The following is a 19,438-nucleotide window of genomic DNA, read 5'->3' on the forward strand; positions in this document are numbered from 1 at the left end:
TTGGCGTCGTCACAATTCGCACCCGCTGAAGATCAGCCCTGCCACCACTTGCGCCAGCAAGATGAGCGTGAACAGCGCCCCGATGCCCACCGAAGTCCTGGCAAGGAACGCGCGCGTGCGCGCCTTCCGGGGCGGGATCGTACCATGTCCGCGGTCATGAACGGCGTGCCACGACAGCAGCGTGCCTGCCAGGGCGACAGCGGCGCCTATCAATGAGAACAAGGCAGTGGGACGAAAGCCGGCATGGCACTGCCAGGATGCAATGGAGTAATCGAGCTGCAGGGCTATTGCCCATGCAACTGGCCCGCTGACCAGGCCTGCCCAGGAAACGCCGGTACGGATCGCCTGCATCTCACATCCTCGGAGCCCAATAGATAACAAGATAGAGCACGACCCATGAGACGACGACGAAGTCCCAGTAGAACGCATTGTCCGAGACGTCGCTGAAGCGGCGGCCCGCCTTGCCTTTTTGCGTGAACATGAGAACCGCCAGGACGATCGTGTCGCCGACATCGGTAAGAAGATGCGTGGTATGCAGTCCAAGTAGGAACCACACGATCGATCCGTAAGCGTTCTGATCCCAGGAAATCCGCAGAGCCGGAAATTCCCAGATGCGAACGATCAGCGGAAGAATCCCGACGACCGACATGACGACCATGCCAAGGCGAACTTTCGCGAGGTCCTGGCGACGCGCCCAAAACTCGATCAGGTGGTTGGGCACGACGCTCGCAACCAGAATGATCAACACTGCCGTGCCCGGCAGCAAATCTGGCGCCGGCGCTCCGATGGGCCAATGCCGGGCCAGCACGGCCAAATAGAAGTAGGTGCCTATCGCCAAGGCAAAACCTGTTGCCTCGAGAGCAATGAAGGCAAGGGTTCCCCACCACATCGGGCTCGCCGACCCGAAATCATATGTGGGCAGGTGGCTGACGCCGGCGACGGGACGGTGCCTCATTCCTCGTCCTCCGGTTCGCCCTTCGGCCAGAACCAACAGATGAAGCCGATCGAAACCGGGATCGCTCCCCAGACCACCGCCCATGGCGTGTATATCGAACCGAGAAATGCACCGCCCACCGCAATGGCCGACAGAAGCGGCCAGATCGAGTTGTCAGCCGATGGCACCCTTAGTTGCGGCACCGCATCGGCGACCGTGCCGGCGAGCACCTCGCGTGCGTCGACACGCAGACCCTCGACCACGGGAAGCGTATCGGGCTCGGCCCAAAGCGGTTCGCGGTGAGTTACCACGGGCAGCCGCGAAAAATCGTAGGAGGGCGGCGGCGACGTCGTCGCCCATTCGAGCGTGCTCGCGCCCCAGGGATTGTCTCCGGCAATGCTGCCGTTGCGAAGGCTGAGCAGGAGGTTCAGGAAGAAAAGCGCAAAGCCGGCGAACACCACCAGTGAAGAGAGGCTGATGAAGAGGTTCATCTCGCCCCAGCCGCTCGCCGGCGGATACGTATAAACGCGGCGCGGCATGCCTTGCAGACCGAGAATATGCATGGGGAAGAAGGTGAGATTGAACCCGAGGAAGACGAGCCAGAAATTCCAGCGGCCGAGCCTCTCAGACAGCATGCGTCCGGTGATCTTGGGAAACCAGTAGTAAACGGCGCCTAGCAGGGGGAAGACGGCGCCCCCGACCAGCACATAGTGGAAATGGGCAACCACGAAATAGGTGTCGTGTACCTGCAGGTCGAGCGGCACCGAGGCGACCATGACCCCGGTCAGGCCGCCGATCACAAAGGTGAAGATGAAGCCGAGCACGAAAAGCATGGGCGTGGCGAAGATCGGCCGGCCGCCCCAGATCGTCGCAATCCAGCAGAAGATCTGAATGCCGCTCGGAATGGCGATCATCATCGAGGAAGCGGTAAAGAAGCTTTCGCCGAGCTGCGGCAGGCCGGTAGCGAACATGTGGTGCACCCACAGGCCGAAGGAAAGAAAACCGATCGCGATCAACGACAGGACGATCCCGAGATAGCCAAAGATCGGGCGGCGAACGAAGGTCGGCAGGATCGCGGAGACGAAGCCGGTCGCCGGAACGAAGATGATGTAGACCTCGGGATGGCCGAAGAACCAGAATAGATGCTGCCACAGCAGTGCATCGCCGCCTGCAGCGGGATCGAAGAATTTCGTGCCGACCAGGCGGTCCAGGATCAGCATTGTGCTCGAGACCATCACGGCCGGCATGGCGAACAGGATGACGAAAGCCGTGACGAGGACGGACCAGACATAGAGCGGGATGCGGTCAAGCGACATGCCGGGAGCACGTTGTTTGAACACTGTCGCGATGATCTCGACCGCTACCGCGAGCGCGGACACTTCAGTGTAGGTCACCATCTGCGCCCAAAAATCGGGGCGCTTGCCGATGCCATATTCGGGTCCGGCGAGCGGTACGTAGGAAAACCAGCCGGCATCCGCACCGGTTTCGAAGGCGAAGGCGATCCAGATCATCAGCCCGCCGGAAAGATAGACCCAGTAGCTGAATGCATTGAGCCGCGGAAAGGCGACATTGCGAGTGCCGATCATCAGCGGCACCAGGTAAATGGCGAAAGCTTCCATCACCGGTACGGCGAACAGAAACATCATCGTCGTGCCATGCATGGTGAACAGCTGGTTGTAGAGATCGGGGCCGATGTGGCCGGCCTCCGGCTGGGCAAGCTGGAAACGCATGGCGAGCGCTGATAGACCCGCAAGGGCGAGAAACAGGAAAGCCGTCACGATATAGCGCCGTCCGATCAGCTTGTGATCGACCGTGACCAGCCAGCCGTAGAAGCCTTTCGGCGTTCGCCAGGCATGCGCCAGAAAGGCGCGCAGTCTCACCTCTTCGAGGCCGGTGTCACGGATGCCTTTCAGGCCCTCCTGGGTATGCTCGGCCGGCTTTCCCCCAATGCCGCTCATTCGAGGCTTCCGAGATAGGCGACGACCGCGTTGAGATCGTCGGCGCTAAGGGCAATGCGCGGCATCTTGGCGCCGGGCTTTATCGACTGTGGATCGGCAATCCAGGCGGCGAGCGCGCCAGGGGTCATGGCCAGCGTATCCGCGGCCAGTGCACGTCGGCTGGCGAGATGCGTAAGATCAGGACCGACCGTTCCGCTGGCAGGCGTGCCTCTTATCGTATGGCAGAGCGCACAGCCGGTGGAAAGAAATGCCTGTTGGCCGCGGCGTTCTTCCTCGCCGCCAGGCGCGGATGCGACGGCGTTTTGCCTGGATTGCCATGCGTCGAACGCTTCGCGGCTTTCCGCGATGACGGTGATGGCCATATGGGCGTGCTGATAGCCGCAGAATTCGGCACACTGGCCACGATAGATGCCGGGCTTATCGGCGATGAGGGTAAGCTGGCTTGGCCGGCCCGGAATGAGATCGCGCTTACCGGCAAGGTTCGGCACCCAGAAGCTATGAATAACATCGAGCGAATCGAGTTCGACCTTGACCGGTTCGCCAACCGGGACATGGATTTCATTTGCCGTGACGATCGATTGCGAGGGATCATTACCGGCATACCGGACCTCCCACCACCATTGGTGCCCCGTGATCCGCACGGCAAGCGTTTCCGTTCCGCTCAGCGAAGCAATGGATTTGCCGGCGAAAAAACTCGCTATCGTCATCATGACGAGCACCAGAACGGTCAACGCAACGGCGCTGCCGACAGCGCGGGTAAATCGGCGCTCCTGATGTGAATCGATCTCAAGCGGCGAGCGCGTTGTCTCGGAGAGGCGGCGACGCAAAAGCGCTGCCGCCAAGACCAGCATGACAAGCAGCCACGTGGCCGCCGCGACTGCGCTGAAAGACCAGATCAGATCAAGGATTCTCCGGGCGTTCGCACCGTGTGCATGGAGGGCCGATTGCCGATCGCCGCATCCTGCCAATACCAACATCGACGCTGCGCTGACCCACCTCAAACGCGGTTGCGCAGCCTTTCCCGCAACAATGCCAGTCAGGATTTGCGTTGGACATGTAAAGGCAAGCGACATTTGCGGTCATGTCCGCCTGCGAGAGCGGGCCAACGGACTCATGCACCTCGCCATGAAGGATCCACCATCGTTGCCAAGGCCATAACGCAGCTGGCTGAAAAAGGATGCTTGGCAACACCGCCCGGTGAAAACCGACGTGAAGCGGTGCGGGTTAGACGATGCGCAACTCCTGGGGAGCCTGATGCCGCCGACTGCTCGTTTGAATCCAGAAAGCAACCAAGAGCAGTGCGGCTCCGCCATAGATCAGGCCAGCGGGAATCCACATGATCAAGCCTGCAAGTTGCTGGTCCTCGAGCGGGCTGAGCCCCCACAGATCCGAGCCGACGGCATTAGCCGGATACCACAGCTTTGGCGAGACGACGAGCAAAACCCCGAGCAGCCCGGTGTGGAGCGAGGTGAAGAAGAGATGCATCACCGCATTGCCGCAAGCGTGCTCGCGGCCAGGGCGAGGCAGCAGCACCCACCAGAACAATAGCCCGGTACCGAGGAAGCTCGCATGCTGGGCATAGTGCAGGAAACCCTGCTGGAGGGCAGCCTCGAACAGCGCCGGGACATGCCAGATCCATATCGCGGCTCCGTGCAGGACGGTCGCGACCACAGGGCGGCTGATGAACGCCCAGATCGCCCGAAGCGTATTTGCATGTCCGGCCGCTCCGAATATCTGGCGCAGCTGTACCGGCAGTGCCCACATCATCGCCGCTGTCGGGCGGGAGGCAACCAGCAGAGGCGCTGCGACCGCCATCAGCAATTCATGCTCGATCATGTGCGCCGCAAACACATGTTCGCCCAACGCATGGATCGGGCTTACAAGGGCGAACGCCAGGACGGCCCAGCCGGCAGCAAACTGGAAGGCCTGCCGTGATCGCAAGCGGCGTCCGCGTCCGCTCCGTCGCCACAGTCGGCTGGCGCCCGCTGTATAGAGCGACACGACTGCCAGGAGCGGCAATGTGATGGGAAGCGCCAGTGTCCAACCGGCTTGCGGGGCGCCGTTGCCATAGCAGATCGAGGTCGAAAAGAGCGCGTCGAAGCTCATGATCCGCATCCGTCAGCCGGAAGAGCACCGGAGCTCCGGTTCATCTGGAAAGATCCAGATTGAAGCCACTGAGGCGCTGTTCTCACCTCCGTGCCTCTAGGCGTCCATCATCGATTTCGCCGGCTCCCGGGCGATGTTTTCTTCTATGCGTTCGTGTCCCGGTGTCCGCGGCAGGGCCTGGCGGAAGTTCTTGGCGTAATCTGCCGGCATTTTGGGCGGCATCAGCGGCTCATACGCATCTACCAGCGCTTCGATCACGACAGGGCCTTCCGTGGCGAAAGCCTGGTCGAGAACCGTCTCGATCTGATCGGCCCGCTCGATGCGAAAACCCTTTGCGCCCATTGCTTCCGCCGCCATGGCAAAATCGATCGGCTGCAATTCGCAACCGAATTGCGGATTCCCCAGAAACATCATCTGCTCCCAGGCGATCTGATTGAGCATGTTGTTCTTGATCACCAGAACCTTCAGCGGGATCTTGTAGCGCACCGCCGTCGAGAATTCGCCGAGCTGCATGGCAAAGCCGCCATCGCCGACGATGGCGGCAATCGGTCGACCGGGAAACGCGATGCCGGCAGCGATGGCGTAGGCGAGACCGCAAGCCATCGATGCCAGCGATCCGGACACCCCAAATGCCTGGCCGCTGCGAAGATCGACATGGCGGGCGGCCAGTTCCGTGTTCTGACCGGAATCCGTGGCCAGCACCGTGTCGTCGGCCAACCGTTGTCCGAACGCCCGGGCAATCGCCTGTGGCTTCAAGGGTTGCGCCTGCATGTCTTCCGACTGCCGCATCATCTCGCGCCATTTCCTCATGGTCTCCTGGGAACGGTGCAGGAACTCATCGGAGGGCTTCTGCGTCAGACGTTGGTTCAGCGCGCGCAATGTCTCGGCCGCGTCGCCGACAAGGCCGGCCTCGACCGGAAAGCGCAAGCCGATCCGCTGCGCATCGCAGTCGATCTGGACGCCACGGGCCTGCCCGGGCTGCGGGTAGTATTCGATATAGGGAAAGGTCGAACCGACAATCAGCACCGCATCACAGCTCTCCATCGCCTCTTGCGAAGCCAGGGTTCCAAGAATGCCGATCCCGCCGGTGGTGTAGGGATGGTCGTCCGGCAGCACCGCCTTGCCCAGCAAGGCCTTCGCGACAGGCGCCTGCAGCAGTCGCGCCGTGTGTTCGAGTTCGGCGGCCGCGCCGATGGCGCCGCGTCCGGCCAGGATCGCAACCCGCGAAGCGTCATTGAGAATGGCGGCGGCTTTGTCGAGCTCAACCTCCAGCGGTACGCTGTGACCGGCGAACATATCCTGCGGCGTGTGCGCCGGGCGATTGCGCTTGGAGCGCTTCGACGGATCGCTCTCCTGCTCCTGGATGTCGCTGGCAATCGAAAGATGGGCGACGCCCTTGCGCGCCAGCGCGGTTCGGCAGGCAAGGCTGGCGACGTTTTCCATATGCGCGGCGTCGGCGACATGTGCATTGTAAACGGAGACATCGTGGAACACGCGCGTCAGATCGACATCCTGTTGCGTGAACGTCTCGATCAGATCGTGGAACTGCATGCCCGTAATCGCCAGCACCGGAGCCTGGTCGAGCTTGGCGTCATAGAGGCCGGTCAGAAGATGTGTTCCGCCGGGACCGGACGTCGCAAGGCACACGCCCAGCTTTCCTGTCCACTTGGCATACGCACATGCCATGAAGGCAGCCGACTCTTCATGCCGGACCTGAACGAAGGCAATCTTGTCGCGCCGCGTCCGCAACGCTTCCATGACGCCGTTTATGCCGTCTCCCGGCAAGCCGAACACCACCTCCACGTCCCAGGCGACGAGCGTATCGATGAGAATTTCTGCTGCATTTGGCATGTCGGGGTAGCTCCGGTGGATGGTGTCCGAACCGGTGAATCCCGAGTTGGTTCCTTCGTCACAATAAATCGTGACAGGTTTCTGGAAGCGATCTTCCAGGAGCGGTCTATTCGATCTGCTCAAACGTGCATTGCCGTGGCGCCTTGTCGGGGCGCCAGCGCAGCAGTTTGGTGCCGTGGCGGAATCGATTGCCGGTAACGTGGTCGAAGCGGACCTCCACCACCAGTTCAGGCTGCAAGGGTTCCCATTGTCCGCTGCGCTCCGTGCTCCAGCGGCTCGGGCCGCCGGGCGCCTTGCCGGTGAATCCGGGCTCTGACCGCAGCCCTTCCAGCCGGCGCGTGAGCGCTCCTCTGTCGGTCCTGGCGATGGTCGACGTGAAGCCGACGTGATCGAGCTTGCCGTCGTCATTGTAGAGGCCGAGGAGCAGCGAGCCAACCTCACGACTGTCCGCGAGATAACGGAAACCGCCGACAACGCAATCGGCGGTGCGCCTCGGCTTTACCTTCACCATCGCACGTTCGCCGCACAGATAATGCTCATCAAGCACTTTGGCCATGATGCCGTCGGTCGATGCATGGCCGGAGCCGTGTAGCCATCGAGCCGCCGTGGCTGCATCATAAGTGCACTTCGACAGGCGAAGATCTGGACTGTTCGAGGAGGTCACCAAGTCCTCGATCGCTCGCCGCCGTTCCACAAGTGGCTTGCCCGTGATGACCTCGCCGCCCGGCCTGGCAAGCATGTCGAAGAGGATCAGACTGGCAGGCGTCTGCGAACTCAGTTTGCGGATTCTGCTTTGTGCCGGGTGAAGGCGCATCTGCAGCGCCTCGAAGGAAAGCTCACCGTCAACCTCAATGACAATCTCGCCGTCGAGGACGAAATGCCCGCGCTTGAGGTCACGCAAAATGTCCGTGATTTCTGGAAAATAGCGGCCGAGCGGCTTGCCGGATTTGGCGCGCAGGTCAACGGTGTCGTCGCTCTTGAAAGCCAGGCAGCGAAACCCGTCCCATTTGGGCTCGTACTGCCAGCGGTTTCCATCCCGGGGGATTTCATCGGCAAGCTTGGCCTCCATCGGAGACGTGTCCAGCGGGAGCGGGAAGGCGTTTATTGGTTCATGCACGGGTAGGCCTCCAAAACCGGCTCAGGAACGGCTCCGGCTTTTTTCAACTTCCAGGACTGGCACCGCGTTCCATCTGACGGTTCATGCCTGGTTCTTCGCGATGGGACATTTTCATTTGCCGCGGAACCCGGATGACGGCTGGCCGCTTTGATGTCATCGGCAGCGCTAACGGAGATGCCCCATCGATCCCTCATTGTGGATAGCTTTTGTCGGAACCGTCATTCTCATGCAGGTGCCGCCAGGTCCCGACAGCATGCTGGTGATGGCCCGCGGCATTGGACAGGGGCGCGACGTGGCGCTGCTCACGGTGCTCGGCATGACGCTGGGCGCCGGACTTGTGCAGCTTCCGCTGATTGCATTCGGCCTGTCCTCGCTTGTCCACGCCTCGCCCCTGGCGTTCAATCTGCTTCGATGGGCCGGGGCGGCCTACATCGTCTGGCTGGGTGTCCGGCTGCTGCTTTCATCCTCGGCAACCATTCCCACGGGTGACCTCAAGGCCCTGCGGCCGCTCGCCGCCGCCCGGGAAGGAATGATCGCCAATCTGAGCAATCCCTGGCCTTTGATGTTCATGGTTGCGTTCCTGCCGCAGTTTGTCGATCCGCACAGGGGCTCCGTCACGTCGCAGCTGGTGCTGCTTGGCGCAACACAGAAGATAACCGGTGTGCTGGTGCTGGGAGCCTATGCCTTGGCATCGGGCGCGGCCGGGGCATGGGTCATGCGGCACCCTCGCGCAAGGCTTTGGCAGCAGCGGCTCACCGGCTGTCTCATCATCGGCCTCGGCTTACGGATGGCGATCGGCGGCGGTACGAGCCGCTGACCAAGCGGATGAACGGGCTGGGCCGAACACTCGACTTTGGCGCCGCGGGATTTTCTTTCGGGGAAAGTTTTGTGCCAAGTCGCCTGAATGACAGGCTCCGACACCCTTCTTCAGTGGAGCGGAGCATTCGCTTGGATGTCCGGCTCCGCCGAAAGAACCCGCATCGGATGAAACGTCGTCGCGGGCCGGGACTGGTCCAGGAACAAAAAGCCTGACCAGAGGTTCGAGCCTCGATCTCAATGCAGCTTGAAACGGCTGCTTCATCGCCGTCCGATTGGAATGTTCGTCATGATTTCTTGCGTGGCCTCGGTAAAGACGCGCCTTCAATGAACAAGCCACCTGACGAGGGCCAAAGGGCAAGCGGGCAAAAAAAGGGCGGCGTCGTTCGGGCTCTCGGGCTTGGTCTGATCACCGGCGCGGCCGATGACGACTGCTCGGCCATCGGTACCTACGCGAGCGCCGGAGCGCGGTTCGGGCCTGACCTGCTGTGGACGGCACCTGTCACGCTGCCGATGATGTATGTCGTCGTCTATCTTTCATCCAAGCTTGGCCAGGTTTCGGGTCGCGGGCTTTTCAAGGTCATATCGGACTTCTATCCGCGTTGGCTGCTATGGTCCGTGCTGGTGGGCGTGCTGATTGGCAACACGATCGAGGCAGCCGCAGATCTTGGCGCCATGTCGGCGGCCATCGTGCTGTTCGTTCCTCTGCCTGCTCCCTTGGTCGTCATTGCCGTTGCGGTCGTCATTTTTGCCCTGCAGGTGTTCGGATCGTATAAATTGATCCGAAATGTGTTCCGGTGGCTGGCTCTGGCTCTGCTTGCCTATGTGGTCTCCGCGGTGCTTGCCAAACCGGATGCAGCCTCTGTCCTGCGCGGCACGCTGTTGCCAAAAATCGAATTCAGCCGCGAATACCTGTCCATCCTCGTCGCCATCATCGGGACCACGCTCTCCGCATACCTTTACACGTGGCAGTCCAATCAGGAGGTGGAGGAGGAGATAGCCAAGGGTCGAACGAGCCTCGAAGAGCGCAAAGGCGCCACGGAGAGCGAACTGCGCCGATCCCGCCGCGACATCCTGATCGGCATGACGTTCTCCAATCTGATCATGTATTTCATCATTCTTTCGACAGGTTCGACGCTCTACAAGGCCGGGCAGACGCAGATCGAGACAGCGGCGCAGGCGGCCGAAGCGCTGCGGCCGCTTGCCGGCGACGCTGCCAGCATTCTGTTTGCGGTCGGTGTAATTGGCGTTGGCTTTCTGGCCGTGCCGATCATGACCGCTGGCGCCGCTTTCGATTTCGCTCAGGCGATGGGATGGAAGAATAGCCTGCATGCCAAACCCCGCCAGGCTCCCAAATTCTACATCGTGATTGGGATCATAACGCTGGTGGCGGTGGGTCTCAATTTCTTCGGCTTCAACCCTATGAAAGCCCTGGTCTGGTCGGGCGTCGTGCAAGGATTTTCAACGCCACCTCTGCTGCTTCTCATCCTGATCATGACCAACAATCGCAAGATCATGGGCGACAAGGTCAACAGCATAAGCACGAACATCCTGGGCGGCGTGACGACCCTGGCGATCTTTGCGGCGTCGGCGGGACTGGTGGCAAGCTGGTTCCTGTAGCTCGCCGGGCGGGAAGGATGTTCAGGCGCAGTGGAACATCGGCGGTCAAATGTCGTTGAGACGCTTGTGGGAGAAAGGAGGTTGTCCATGTCAAAGTTGCAGGCCGCCACTCCGGATCGTCTAAGACAACTCAGGCTTGAAGCTTCAGCACATTTTGCTCCGTTGATGCTGAACGAAGCCCTGTTGCGCCTTTCCCATGCCTGCGGAGGCGACAGCCTCGACCGCTTCGAGAAAGCCATGGTTGATCAGATCGAGGCGGCAGAGGACGATCGCGCCGATTTCGAAACGATCAAGGAATTCGCGATCGAGCAACTTTACGCCCTGGTCCGGAACGCCAACGATTCGCCAGAGAGGAAACAGCCGCTTGAGAAGATAGACACACGCAGAACGCCCGGCCGTTCCGAAGAACCACGCACGCTCGAGGACCAACTGCAGGCGGGATTGGAGGATTCCTTTCCGGCGAGCGATCCGCCCTCAGTGGTGTCCACGACCATTTCAGGCGGAGCAAAGAAGCTGGTCGGGACCGATGAGGTCCTGGAAAAGCAGCGGCAAGCGTCCAGCAAGGAAGATCGCTCGTAGATCGGGGTGCGGACTGGGTTGGCGGCAAACCAAAGCCTGCGGACATGCCAGCGGAAAACAGCTGACGTCATCGCATCAAAGCTTGACAGCCGCCTCCCGCGCCCAGAGCCGCAGCTTCCGGCATGACCGCACAAATGCAGTTACCGAAGCTGCCGAATCCAGCCGCGTCAGCCCCTCATCGGCATCGGGAGCGACGCCTGCTTTGGCCAGGAGCGGCTCGGCCCCCGGGGTGAAGCCGATGAACTTGCAGTGCGCAAACGCATCAGACACGAAATCCTTCGCAGCGGCCTCCTTGACCAGCAACTCGGCGCCCGCCTCGGAGAGGAGCAGCACCACCGCGTCGAACAATACGGACGGACCGCCGTCGATCATGTGCCTTGCCTCGATGTGGGTGCCGTCGGCGGCTTCGACGCCACCCACCTTGGGCGCAACCACCTCCATCACCGCGCCTTCCGCTTCGATGGCGGAACGAAGTTCCTCGAACAGCGCGACATCGGCTCCATCGCTGAGCATGACACCGACTTTGCGGCCTTCGAAACTATTGGGTCCATTTTGGATGATGCTGAGCGCCGGCGACGGCGGCAAGTCATCGCGCGGCGGAACGGCGGCTTCGGCAGGTTCGGGCAGGTCACGGATGCCGAGCTTATCGGCGACCGTGGTCGCCAGCGTTTCATCGATGTTCAACAAATGCGAAACCATGCGCTCGCGGATTGCCGGCGCCTGGACCTTGCTCAGTTCAAACGTCAGCGCCATCGCGATGTGACGCTGCTCCGGTGGTGTCTGGCTGTTGAAGAATTGCCGGGCCTGGCTGTAGTGATCGGCGAAGCTCTCCGCGCGCAGACGTACTTTCTGCCCTTGTTCGGCATCGGCGAAAGAACGGAAGCCACGCTGCGGATCCTCGCGCGGTCCCAGTCCCCATGAGTTCGGCTCATAGTTGGCACGACCGGCCGGGTTGCGCATGGCCATGTGCCCGTCCTGTTGAAAATGGGCGAACGGGCACTTCGGCGCGTTGATCGGCAGATGGGTAAAGTTCGGGCTGCCCAGCCGTTTCAATTGGGTATCGAGATAAGAGAAGTTGCGGCCTTGCAGTAGCGGATCGTTGGAGAAATCGATTCCGGGCGGCACATTCTGCGTCATGAACGCCACCTGCTCGGTCTCGGCGAAGAAATTGTCCGGCATCCGGTCGAGCACCAGCCGACCGACCGGAATTGGTTCGAGGACCTCTTCGGGAATGATCTTCGTTGCATCCAGGATATCGAAGTCGAAACTGTCGGCAAATGCCTGATCGAACAGTTGCACCGTCAACTCCCATTCCGGGAAATTGCCGGCCTGTATGGCCTCCCACAAATCGCGGCGATGGAAGTCGGGATCGGCACCATTGATCTTGACCGCCTCGTTCCAGACCACCGATTGCATGCCGAGCTTCGGTTTCCAGATGAATTTGACGAAGGTGGATTCGTCCTTCGCGTTGACGAGGCGGAACGTGTGCACACCAAAGCCTTGCATGAAGCGGAAGGAACGCGGGATCGCGCGATCCGACATGATCCACATCACCATGTGCATTGATTCCGGCATCAGGCTGATGAAGTCCCAGAAATTGTCGTGCGCCGTCTGTGCCTGCGGAAAGGCACGGTCGGGCTCCTGTTTGGCGGCGTGGATCAGATCGGGAAACTTGATGGCGTCCTGGATGAAGAAGACCGGGATGTTGTTGCCGACGAGATCCCAATTGCCCTCCTTGGTGTAGAGCTTGACCGCGAAGCCGCGCACGTCGCGGGCGAGATCGAACGAACCCTTGTTGCCGGCAACCGTCGAGAAACGAACGAATGCCGGCGTCTTTTCACCAGCTCGCTGGAAAATGTCGGCACGTGTGTATTTGGCAAGTGACTCGTAGGTCTCGAAAAAACCATGCGCGCCATAGCCGCGGGCATGAACGACCCTTTCCGGGATGCGTTCGTGGTCGAAGTGGAAAATCTTCTCGCGAAAGTGAAAGTCTTCGATCAGCGATGGTCCGCGCTCACCGATCCGCAATGTGTTTTGGTCGTCGGAGACAGGCGTTCCGAGCGCCGTCGTAAGGGCAGGCGTGTCGTCCCCCGCGATCTGGTGCAACTCGCCGCCATTTCCGCGCGCGCTATTCTGATCCAGTCCACTTGCCGATTGGCGAGCGGAGGGGCGAGCGGATTTGGCCATGACAGATCCTCGATCGATACCGGAAGGTTGAAGTGGTCAAGCCATCAAACTGCCGGTGAGCAGCTTTGTTCCCGTAAAAAATGGACGCTGGAGACACCGCTGTCGGAGGAGCCGGGACTGCTGCGGCGATGGTGCGCGCCGATCGGATGACAGATATCTCCGCCTGCGCACAATTCATGAAGAGTTGTCTCCGGCACGAGGAACGAACCAAACTTCCATGCATTTAGCTGGGGCTGCGTTCACACACTCTTTCTTCTGGGAGCTGGACCATTGTCATCCGGAGGCTGCCTTTTGGCCGACCAGGAAACCAATGAAGTTTCCATCGTTGACCTGATACCTGCCCTGCGGGCATTCGCGCGCACCTTCTGCCGCGTCCCCGACGACGCTGACGATCTCGTGCAGGAGACACTGACCAAGGGTCTCGCCAACATCGACAAGTTCGAACCCGGTACGCGCATGAAGTCGTGGCTCTTCACCATCATGCGCAACACTTACTATACCCGGGTCAAGATCGCTGCCCGGGAGGCGCCCGGCCTGCTCGATTGCGCGTCTTCGAGACCAATTTCGGAAGCCACCCAGGAATGGACCGTTCAGAGCAAGGAAGTTCACGGCGCCATTCAAAGGCTGCCTGAACACCAACGCGAGGTCCTGATGCTGATCGGCGTTTTGGGAGTGAGCTACGAGGAAACCGCCGACATATGCGGTTGCGCGGTCGGAACGGTCAAAAGCCGCCTGAACCGTGCGCGCGCCAACATCCTTGAATTCCTGGGGGAGAGTTCGCTGCAGACATTGATAGAAAGACGAAACCAGCTGTCGGATGGTCAGCTCGATGTCGAGGTCGACGGCCGCAGATAGTCAGTTCTTCACGTCGCGCCGACGTTTCTCGACGAGCGCGTTCTGCAATTCGATCGCCAGCTTGGTCAGGCGGTCTGGAATTTTTTCCTGCTCTATGGCGGCCAGCAGGGAAGCAATCTCCTGATCCACAGCCATCTCGACATGCGGATCCGGGGTATCGTCGCTCGAACGAGACATCACATTCTCTTGATAGCGGGTCCCTTGATCCTAGTGTGGTGATAAGCGCCTGGCATTACAAGGCGGTGTCAACCGCCAAGAAGCTCACCAGCGGCCCCTTGCACAGGTTTATTTCCTTGCTGCTCCTTCGTCGTCCCGGTCCTTCGTCGTCCCGGTCCTTCGTCGTCCCGGGCCATGGACGCGCGGCGGTGGCGTTCAATCCCTAGGCAATCGGTCAGCGGCGTGATCCTGATATTGATCGGGCTTGATCCGATTGCCGTCCAGCCCGCGCTCCTGGCCATGCTGCTTCTTGTTGCGATTCGACAAGACCGCGTTTTCTTCGATCTCGTCCTTCTCCGGGGAGGTCACCGCGCCGGCGCCGGCACTCTTGCCTGGCTGCTGCGGCCGAAATGTTTTTTACCGCCGGATGCCATGATATCCTCCTTCGAATCGGGGACACTCGTCGGTGCCCGTTGTTCGACGTCCGAACTGGCATCGCGCTGTAATGTTCCGCTTCACCCAGCGAGCAGAAAGGCGTCGCCATCCCACGACCGAAACGGCTTCTCGCCGTCGATGAGGACCCGCAATTGATGAGCTTGCGCCAGACGGCCGATATCATCGCGGTCTGAGAGAAGTGATCCGCGATAGGAATAGTTCAGCAAGGCGAGCCAGCCCGGCCGTTTCAGAACGCGCGCAATTTCGTCGAAATGCCGATCAGCCATGCCGGCCAGAACCAGATAGGGAAAGCTGTCCACCGCCAGCACGCAATCGAAACTGGCGTCGGCGAATTCGGACAGATCGAGACCGGAGGTTTGTCGCAACTCGACATTGCCGAGTGCGGCGCATTGCTCGGAGGCGATGGAGATCATCCGCGGCGATATGTCGATGCCGACCATCCACTTGAAGGATTTGCACAGCGCGCGCTCGAAACGGCCGATGCCGCAACCGATGTCGAGAATGCTCCGTTCCCTTCCGGTGAATTCTCGCGCCTCCAGCCATGCGACGATTTCGTTGGTCGTGACTGTGAGCCTTGCCTCATCGCCGAGGGATGCCAGTTGGACACTCGCGGCTCCCGAAATCGCTGCCGCGGCATCGAAGCTGGAGGCCAGCCGCATGACGACAGCGACATTCGTCTCGCCCTCATCGCGCTCATGCCGAACGGCGCCACCCGTTGCCCGCAACATGGCGAAGACGTCTGGTTTGCAGCGCAGCAGTCCGGCGACCTTTCGCAGCCTTGCTGCGTCGCCGGCATCCGCCGGCTGGACCTTCAGCACGACCTCCGCCAATTCCGCCGCTCCAATTGTGGGCGGCAGGTGGAGCGCCAGCCTGACGAGAACACCTTCGGCGCAAATGCCATCGGCCATGCAGTCTTCAACCGCCAGCCTGACCGATGTCGTGCGCCGGGCGGCTTTCGGTGCGGTTACACTCATGCATCAACTCCGCGTCCAGACCCTGCGCATCGTCCACCTGTCGACGGCGCCCCAGCCATATTTATAGGCCTCCTGGCCGCGCAGAAAATCGAACTCGCGCGCATCTTCGCGGATCGCTTCCGCGATTGCGTGGCCAATCAGGATCGCACCTGGACTCTCCTCGGCATAAGCAGGGTCGAAGCCACCGAGATAAGCATAGGCACGGCCGCGGTGGTGAAATCCGTAATAGGCGCCGACGGTTCCGCCATCGATCGCGAACAGCCAGCATCGCACCAGACCGTGAGCGTCGAGCAAGGGAAGTGAGAGCCGATGGAATTGCTCGACGGCGGCGTTGGCCAACACACCGCCTCCTTGTTCGGCCCAGCGCATATTGTGCAGGCGGATCAATTGATCGAGGAAAGTTTGCGGACTGCCGCTTGCCGACAACAGCGCGATCCGGCCGCATCTTGATGCGGCTTGACGCGCCCGACGCAACTGGCGTCTGCGTCTTGCGGGGACGCAGCCTGCAAGCGTTTCGTCGCCGGCGAGGGCGAGCACGGGGCAGGCGGCATGGGCGGTCGGCCAATCCATCTCGGGATGCGTCATCGCAAGGGAGAGGCTGTCCTGCGGCAAGTCCGACAAGATCCATTGCGCCCACCCGATCGAGAGGATCGACTCGGCGACAATGTCGACGACCTCGGCTTCGCTCCCAGGGACAGCCAGAATGTCCAGATAATCGCTGAGCGAAATGCCGACCGGAAGCAGCTTCGAACCGGATATCCCATGCTCAAGGTAGAATGGCGCCAGCCCGACCAGATCGTCGCCACGCCAGACCGCGACCGTCGCCAGTTCACCAGGTGCGAATGCGTGCCACCACGGCACCAGCCAGGCGGGAGATTGAAACGGAGTCGCCGAGGGACTCTGCTGCCACAGTTTCCACCAGTGCGGCGTCAAGGCGTCCAATTGTGTGAGGTCACCGATGATTTCGCTGCGCAGCACAGTTTAGCTCACGGCGTCGCCGCGAAGCGCCGGCGACCAGTGCCAAGCCGTGCCAGCGCTTGATAGGCGTCCATGTAAGACGAGATCATGCGTTCCAGCGAAAACCGCCGTCGCGCTTCGGCCCTGCATGTCTCGGCATCCAAGCTGGGCGCCGCAAGAATGGCTTGGGCCATCTCGTCGACCGTATCGACGAGAAAGCCCGTCCTGCCGTGCTCTATGACATCGGGAAGCGCACCATTTGGAAAGGCGACCACCGGGGTACCGCAGGCGAGGGCCTCCATGGCCACAAGCGAGCTGGTCTCGGCTGCGAGACTCGGAATGACCAGACAGCGCGCCGCATTGAGAATGCGTCGCTTGGCGGTGAAGCCGAGAGGGCCAAGGAAGCGGCGGCGGCCATCGAGGCGAGGTTGGACCTCATCGCGAAAGTACCGCGTATGCGTTTCATAGGGATAGACCTTGCCGCCGATGACCAGCGGCACATCTGCCTGTTTGGCTGCGTCGAGCGCCAGGTGGACGCCCTTTTCCGGACAAACCCGGCTTAGAACAAGGGCAAAGCCGCGCTTCGACTGCAGCAGGGTCAGTGCTTCGATGTCAACGCCGTTCGGAATCGGCGCCGTCAGCCGGGCGTCTGATGGCGCGGTTTTCTGCTGGGTGGGCGAGACCGCATGGAGCCAGAGATCACCGCGCGTGGGGCGCAATGCCGCGGCCGGATACCAATCCAATGGCAGGTGGAGGGTCACCAAGGTCGGACCATCGTCGGGCAGATAAGCGTCGAAATCTATGCCGTGCAGATGAACCACGTCGATGGGCCATCGGGCACGGGCAGCCGCGATCGCCTCGCGATGGGCCTGTTGCGCGCGGCTCTTCGCCGCCTCGTCGAGTACGCCGTTTTCGGCCGGTATTTCCACAAGCGTGCCGCTCGTTCTGGAGCCTCGGCAGCCAATGACGATAGATCGATGACCGGCCTGAACCAGTGCCCGATCGAGCATCGACAGAACCTGTTCGGCACCGCCGACAGCGTCGGGGCCGACGGGCGCGAGAGGGTAGGCGACATTGAGGACGGTGAGTGTCTCGCCTGGGCGCGTCTCGTTGCCCTGCGCCGTATCTCCACCTGTCAACGGCGTCGCGAAGTCCTGCATCTGATGCATGGGCAGCATGACATTTCACGCGGCCGAGGCCCGCTGCGTGGGGAGCGAGGCGGATGTCATGCCAGGCGCATAGCGGCGGATCATGGTTGAACAGAATTCAGCGAACTCCTCCGGCACCAGGGGCGGGCTGGTGTGGTGGGGCATCATTCCGCGGTGCTGAGGTGTGAAGCAGAAGGTGACCGTCACATCGAAATCGGCGAGTGCTTCCATCTGCCGGTCGAACCAGTCCAGCGCATTCGGCCGAAAACTGTCCGCCCAGGAAAGCCCGGTACGCATATTGGTGACACCCAGCCGCTTCATCCAGGCGACGGCATCGTCCAGCCGCGGGTCTTCGAAATGAAACCACTGCACCAGGCCCATTGCGGGTGTATGGCGCAGGAATTCCTCCAGCGCGGGCTTTGGCGTGCCGTCCTGGCGTAGCAGCCCCATATGGAAATGACGATAGTAAGAGGAGCCCTCGGCTTCGCGGTGACGCGTCGTTGCTTCCCATTCACGCGGAAGATCGTAGAGGCTGTACCACTGGATGCGTGGCGCATTGCCGAGCAGCAATTCAGCTGTGCGCTTGAGCCCCCAGACTTGGATTTCCTCGGCGCCGAAGGTCGATACGCCGACTTCGCTGACCCAGATGGGAAGATCGGTGACGGTCGCGATCTCGCCGATCTTCTGCGGCCATTCCTGGATCTGCCACAGATTCCAGTCGAGGGGAAAGCCGTGCACGGCGACGGCATCGACATGATCCAGCACGCCGAATTCCTTCATGCGGGTGATGAACCCCGGATCTATTGGCGAGATGCCACCGAGCACTTTGGTCAAAGCCGGGTTTTCAGATGCGATTGCGTCCGCCGCCAGGATTGCCATCCCGGCGAAGCGGCTCCAATCGGGGTCGAGCTCGGGATCCCAATGCGATTTGTTATTGGGCTCGTTCCAGATCATCGCGGCTTCAATCATGGCGCTGTCCTTTCGAGGGGTAGACGGGACCCCCACTGGCCGCGTCGCCGGCGGCGCGGCAGAAATAGACCTCCTGTTCGGGGTGCAGAACGATCTCGAAACCGGCGCTGCGCAGCATCGCTTCGGTGCAGGCGCGGTTGGGTATCCACCAGTTGGTCGGGTCATCGGCATAGCGGTGCTCGATGAAATGGAGCTTGGGAAATTCCGGCCGGTCGAACAGGTCATGCGTCCAGAAATGATAGTTCTCTTCCATCTCGGGCAGATCTGTGCTGCCGCGCTGCATGGACTGGAAGATCATCAGGTCACCGGCGACGTGCTCACGGATAAGGTCGAGCGCGAGCAAGGGGTGGCGCAGGTGATAAAGCACCCCCATGAACAGCACGACATCGAACGTTTCACTCAGGGCGCCGACGTCGTAGACCGAAAGTTTCTGGAATTCGATCTCGCAATCGGCGATCTCGGCGGCAAAGCGGGCCTGCGCCAGATAGGCCTCATCGAAATCGATGCCGAGGACACGGGCAGCACCTCGCCGTTTCATCTCGATGGAATAGAAACCGGCATTGCAACCAATATCCAACACCGTCTTGCCTGTCAGATCGGCGGGAATGGCCTCGGCGAATTTGCGCCATTTGATCAGCGGATAATTGCCGAGAAAATGGTTGGGAGCGGTTTCGACACCCGCCAGTTCCATGTTGTGGAACCATGGGCCGAGAGCATCGATACGTCGGCGGATTTCGGCATGGGAATGCAGCATG

General features: G+C 61.1%; 18 protein-coding genes. 4 read left to right on the plus strand and 14 right to left on the minus strand.

The features are described 5' to 3' along the window. Window positions 1–9: 9 nt before the first annotated feature. The 7 genes from NP503_RS01320 to NP503_RS01350 all read right to left on the minus strand — a co-directional run bounded on the left by NP503_RS01320 (window position 10) and on the right by NP503_RS01350 (window position 7,966). Window positions 10–351, minus strand: coding sequence for a hypothetical protein (locus NP503_RS01320; protein ID WP_127266688.1), 342 nt, complete (start codon window positions 349–351; stop codon window positions 10–12). Between the two features lies 1 nt (window position 352). After that, window positions 353–955, minus strand: a complete 603-nt coding sequence (locus NP503_RS01325; protein WP_127266702.1) for a cytochrome c oxidase subunit 3 — start codon at window positions 953–955, stop codon at window positions 353–355. Further along, entirely contained in the window at window positions 952–2,892 is a 1,941-nt protein-coding gene (gene ctaD, locus NP503_RS01330; RefSeq protein ID WP_127266687.1) for a cytochrome c oxidase subunit I, read from the minus strand. The genes NP503_RS01325 and ctaD overlap by 4 nt, the downstream gene beginning before the upstream one ends. Continuing rightward, a complete protein-coding gene (coxB, locus tag NP503_RS01335) occupies window positions 2,889–3,869 on the minus strand; it encodes a cytochrome c oxidase subunit II (RefSeq protein WP_164748824.1) in 981 nt (326 codons plus the stop codon). The genes ctaD and coxB overlap by 4 nt, the downstream gene beginning before the upstream one ends. Window positions 3,870–4,116: 247 nt before the next feature. Continuing rightward, window positions 4,117–4,998, minus strand: coding sequence for a cytochrome c oxidase assembly protein (locus NP503_RS01340; RefSeq protein ID WP_127266686.1), 882 nt, complete (start codon window positions 4,996–4,998; stop codon window positions 4,117–4,119). 96 nt (window positions 4,999–5,094) lie between these two features. Then, window positions 5,095–6,849 (minus strand): thiamine pyrophosphate-dependent enzyme, encoded by a 1,755-nt coding sequence (locus tag NP503_RS01345; RefSeq protein WP_127270599.1) that lies wholly within the window; start codon window positions 6,847–6,849, stop codon window positions 5,095–5,097. A 106-nt stretch (window positions 6,850–6,955) separates the two neighbouring features. Further along, on the minus strand, window positions 6,956–7,966 hold the full coding sequence (locus NP503_RS01350; RefSeq protein WP_127270532.1) for an ATP-dependent DNA ligase: 1,011 nt from the start codon (window positions 7,964–7,966) through the stop codon (window positions 6,956–6,958). Window positions 7,967–8,192: 226 nt separating this feature from the next. Here NP503_RS01350 and NP503_RS01355 point away from each other — a divergent pair, with 226 nt between their 5' ends. From NP503_RS01355 to NP503_RS01365, 3 genes are all read left to right on the plus strand, one after another. Next, window positions 8,193–8,783 carry a LysE family translocator gene (locus NP503_RS01355; protein ID WP_127270534.1) on the plus strand — a complete coding sequence of 197 codons (591 nt, stop codon included), beginning with the start codon at window positions 8,193–8,195 and terminating at the stop codon, window positions 8,781–8,783. A 239-nt stretch (window positions 8,784–9,022) separates the two neighbouring features. After that, window positions 9,023–10,402, plus strand: a complete 1,380-nt coding sequence (locus NP503_RS01360) for an Nramp family divalent metal transporter (RefSeq protein WP_306244786.1) — start codon at window positions 9,023–9,025, stop codon at window positions 10,400–10,402. Window positions 10,403–10,489: 87 nt separating this feature from the next. Continuing rightward, window positions 10,490–10,981, plus strand: coding sequence for a hypothetical protein (locus NP503_RS01365; RefSeq protein WP_127270596.1), 492 nt, complete (start codon window positions 10,490–10,492; stop codon window positions 10,979–10,981). 75 nt (window positions 10,982–11,056) lie between these two features. Here the strand turns inward: NP503_RS01365 and NP503_RS01370 are convergent, their stop codons facing one another. Beyond that, entirely contained in the window at window positions 11,057–13,168 is a 2,112-nt protein-coding gene (locus NP503_RS01370) for a catalase (protein WP_127270593.1), read from the minus strand. Window positions 13,169–13,459: 291 nt separating this feature from the next. Here NP503_RS01370 and NP503_RS01375 point away from each other — a divergent pair, with 291 nt between their 5' ends. Then, complete coding sequence (locus tag NP503_RS01375; protein WP_127270591.1) at window positions 13,460–14,023, plus strand: sigma-70 family RNA polymerase sigma factor; 564 nt, start codon at window positions 13,460–13,462, stop codon at window positions 14,021–14,023. Here NP503_RS01375 and NP503_RS01380 read toward each other — a convergent pair whose 3' ends face one another. The 6 genes from NP503_RS01380 to NP503_RS01410 form a co-directional block, all read right to left on the minus strand. Next, window positions 14,024–14,200, minus strand: coding sequence for a hypothetical protein (locus tag NP503_RS01380; protein WP_127270589.1), 177 nt, complete (start codon window positions 14,198–14,200; stop codon window positions 14,024–14,026). A 494-nt stretch (window positions 14,201–14,694) separates the two neighbouring features. Next, window positions 14,695–15,609 (minus strand): class I SAM-dependent methyltransferase, encoded by a 915-nt coding sequence (locus NP503_RS01390; RefSeq protein ID WP_127270587.1) that lies wholly within the window; start codon window positions 15,607–15,609, stop codon window positions 14,695–14,697. A gap of 3 nt (window positions 15,610–15,612) precedes the next feature. Continuing rightward, window positions 15,613–16,587: a GNAT family N-acetyltransferase gene (locus NP503_RS01395; RefSeq protein WP_128306976.1), complete on the minus strand. Its 975-nt coding sequence runs from the start codon at window positions 16,585–16,587 to the stop codon at window positions 15,613–15,615. An 8-nt stretch (window positions 16,588–16,595) separates the two neighbouring features. Continuing rightward, complete coding sequence (locus NP503_RS01400) at window positions 16,596–17,726, minus strand: glycosyltransferase (protein WP_236382688.1); 1,131 nt, start codon at window positions 17,724–17,726, stop codon at window positions 16,596–16,598. Window positions 17,727–17,750: 24 nt separating this feature from the next. After that, window positions 17,751–18,683 carry a beta-xylosidase gene (locus NP503_RS01405; RefSeq protein ID WP_127269611.1) on the minus strand — a complete coding sequence of 311 codons (933 nt, stop codon included), beginning with the start codon at window positions 18,681–18,683 and terminating at the stop codon, window positions 17,751–17,753. After that, entirely contained in the window at window positions 18,676–19,437 is a 762-nt protein-coding gene (locus NP503_RS01410; protein WP_127270584.1) for a TIGR04290 family methyltransferase, read from the minus strand. Before NP503_RS01410 ends, NP503_RS01405 begins: the two co-directional genes overlap by 8 nt. Window position 19,438 lies beyond the last annotated feature (1 nt).

This window comes from Mesorhizobium sp. SEMIA396 (genome assembly GCF_024518615.1).
Lineage (GTDB): Bacteria > Pseudomonadota > Alphaproteobacteria > Rhizobiales > Rhizobiaceae > Mesorhizobium.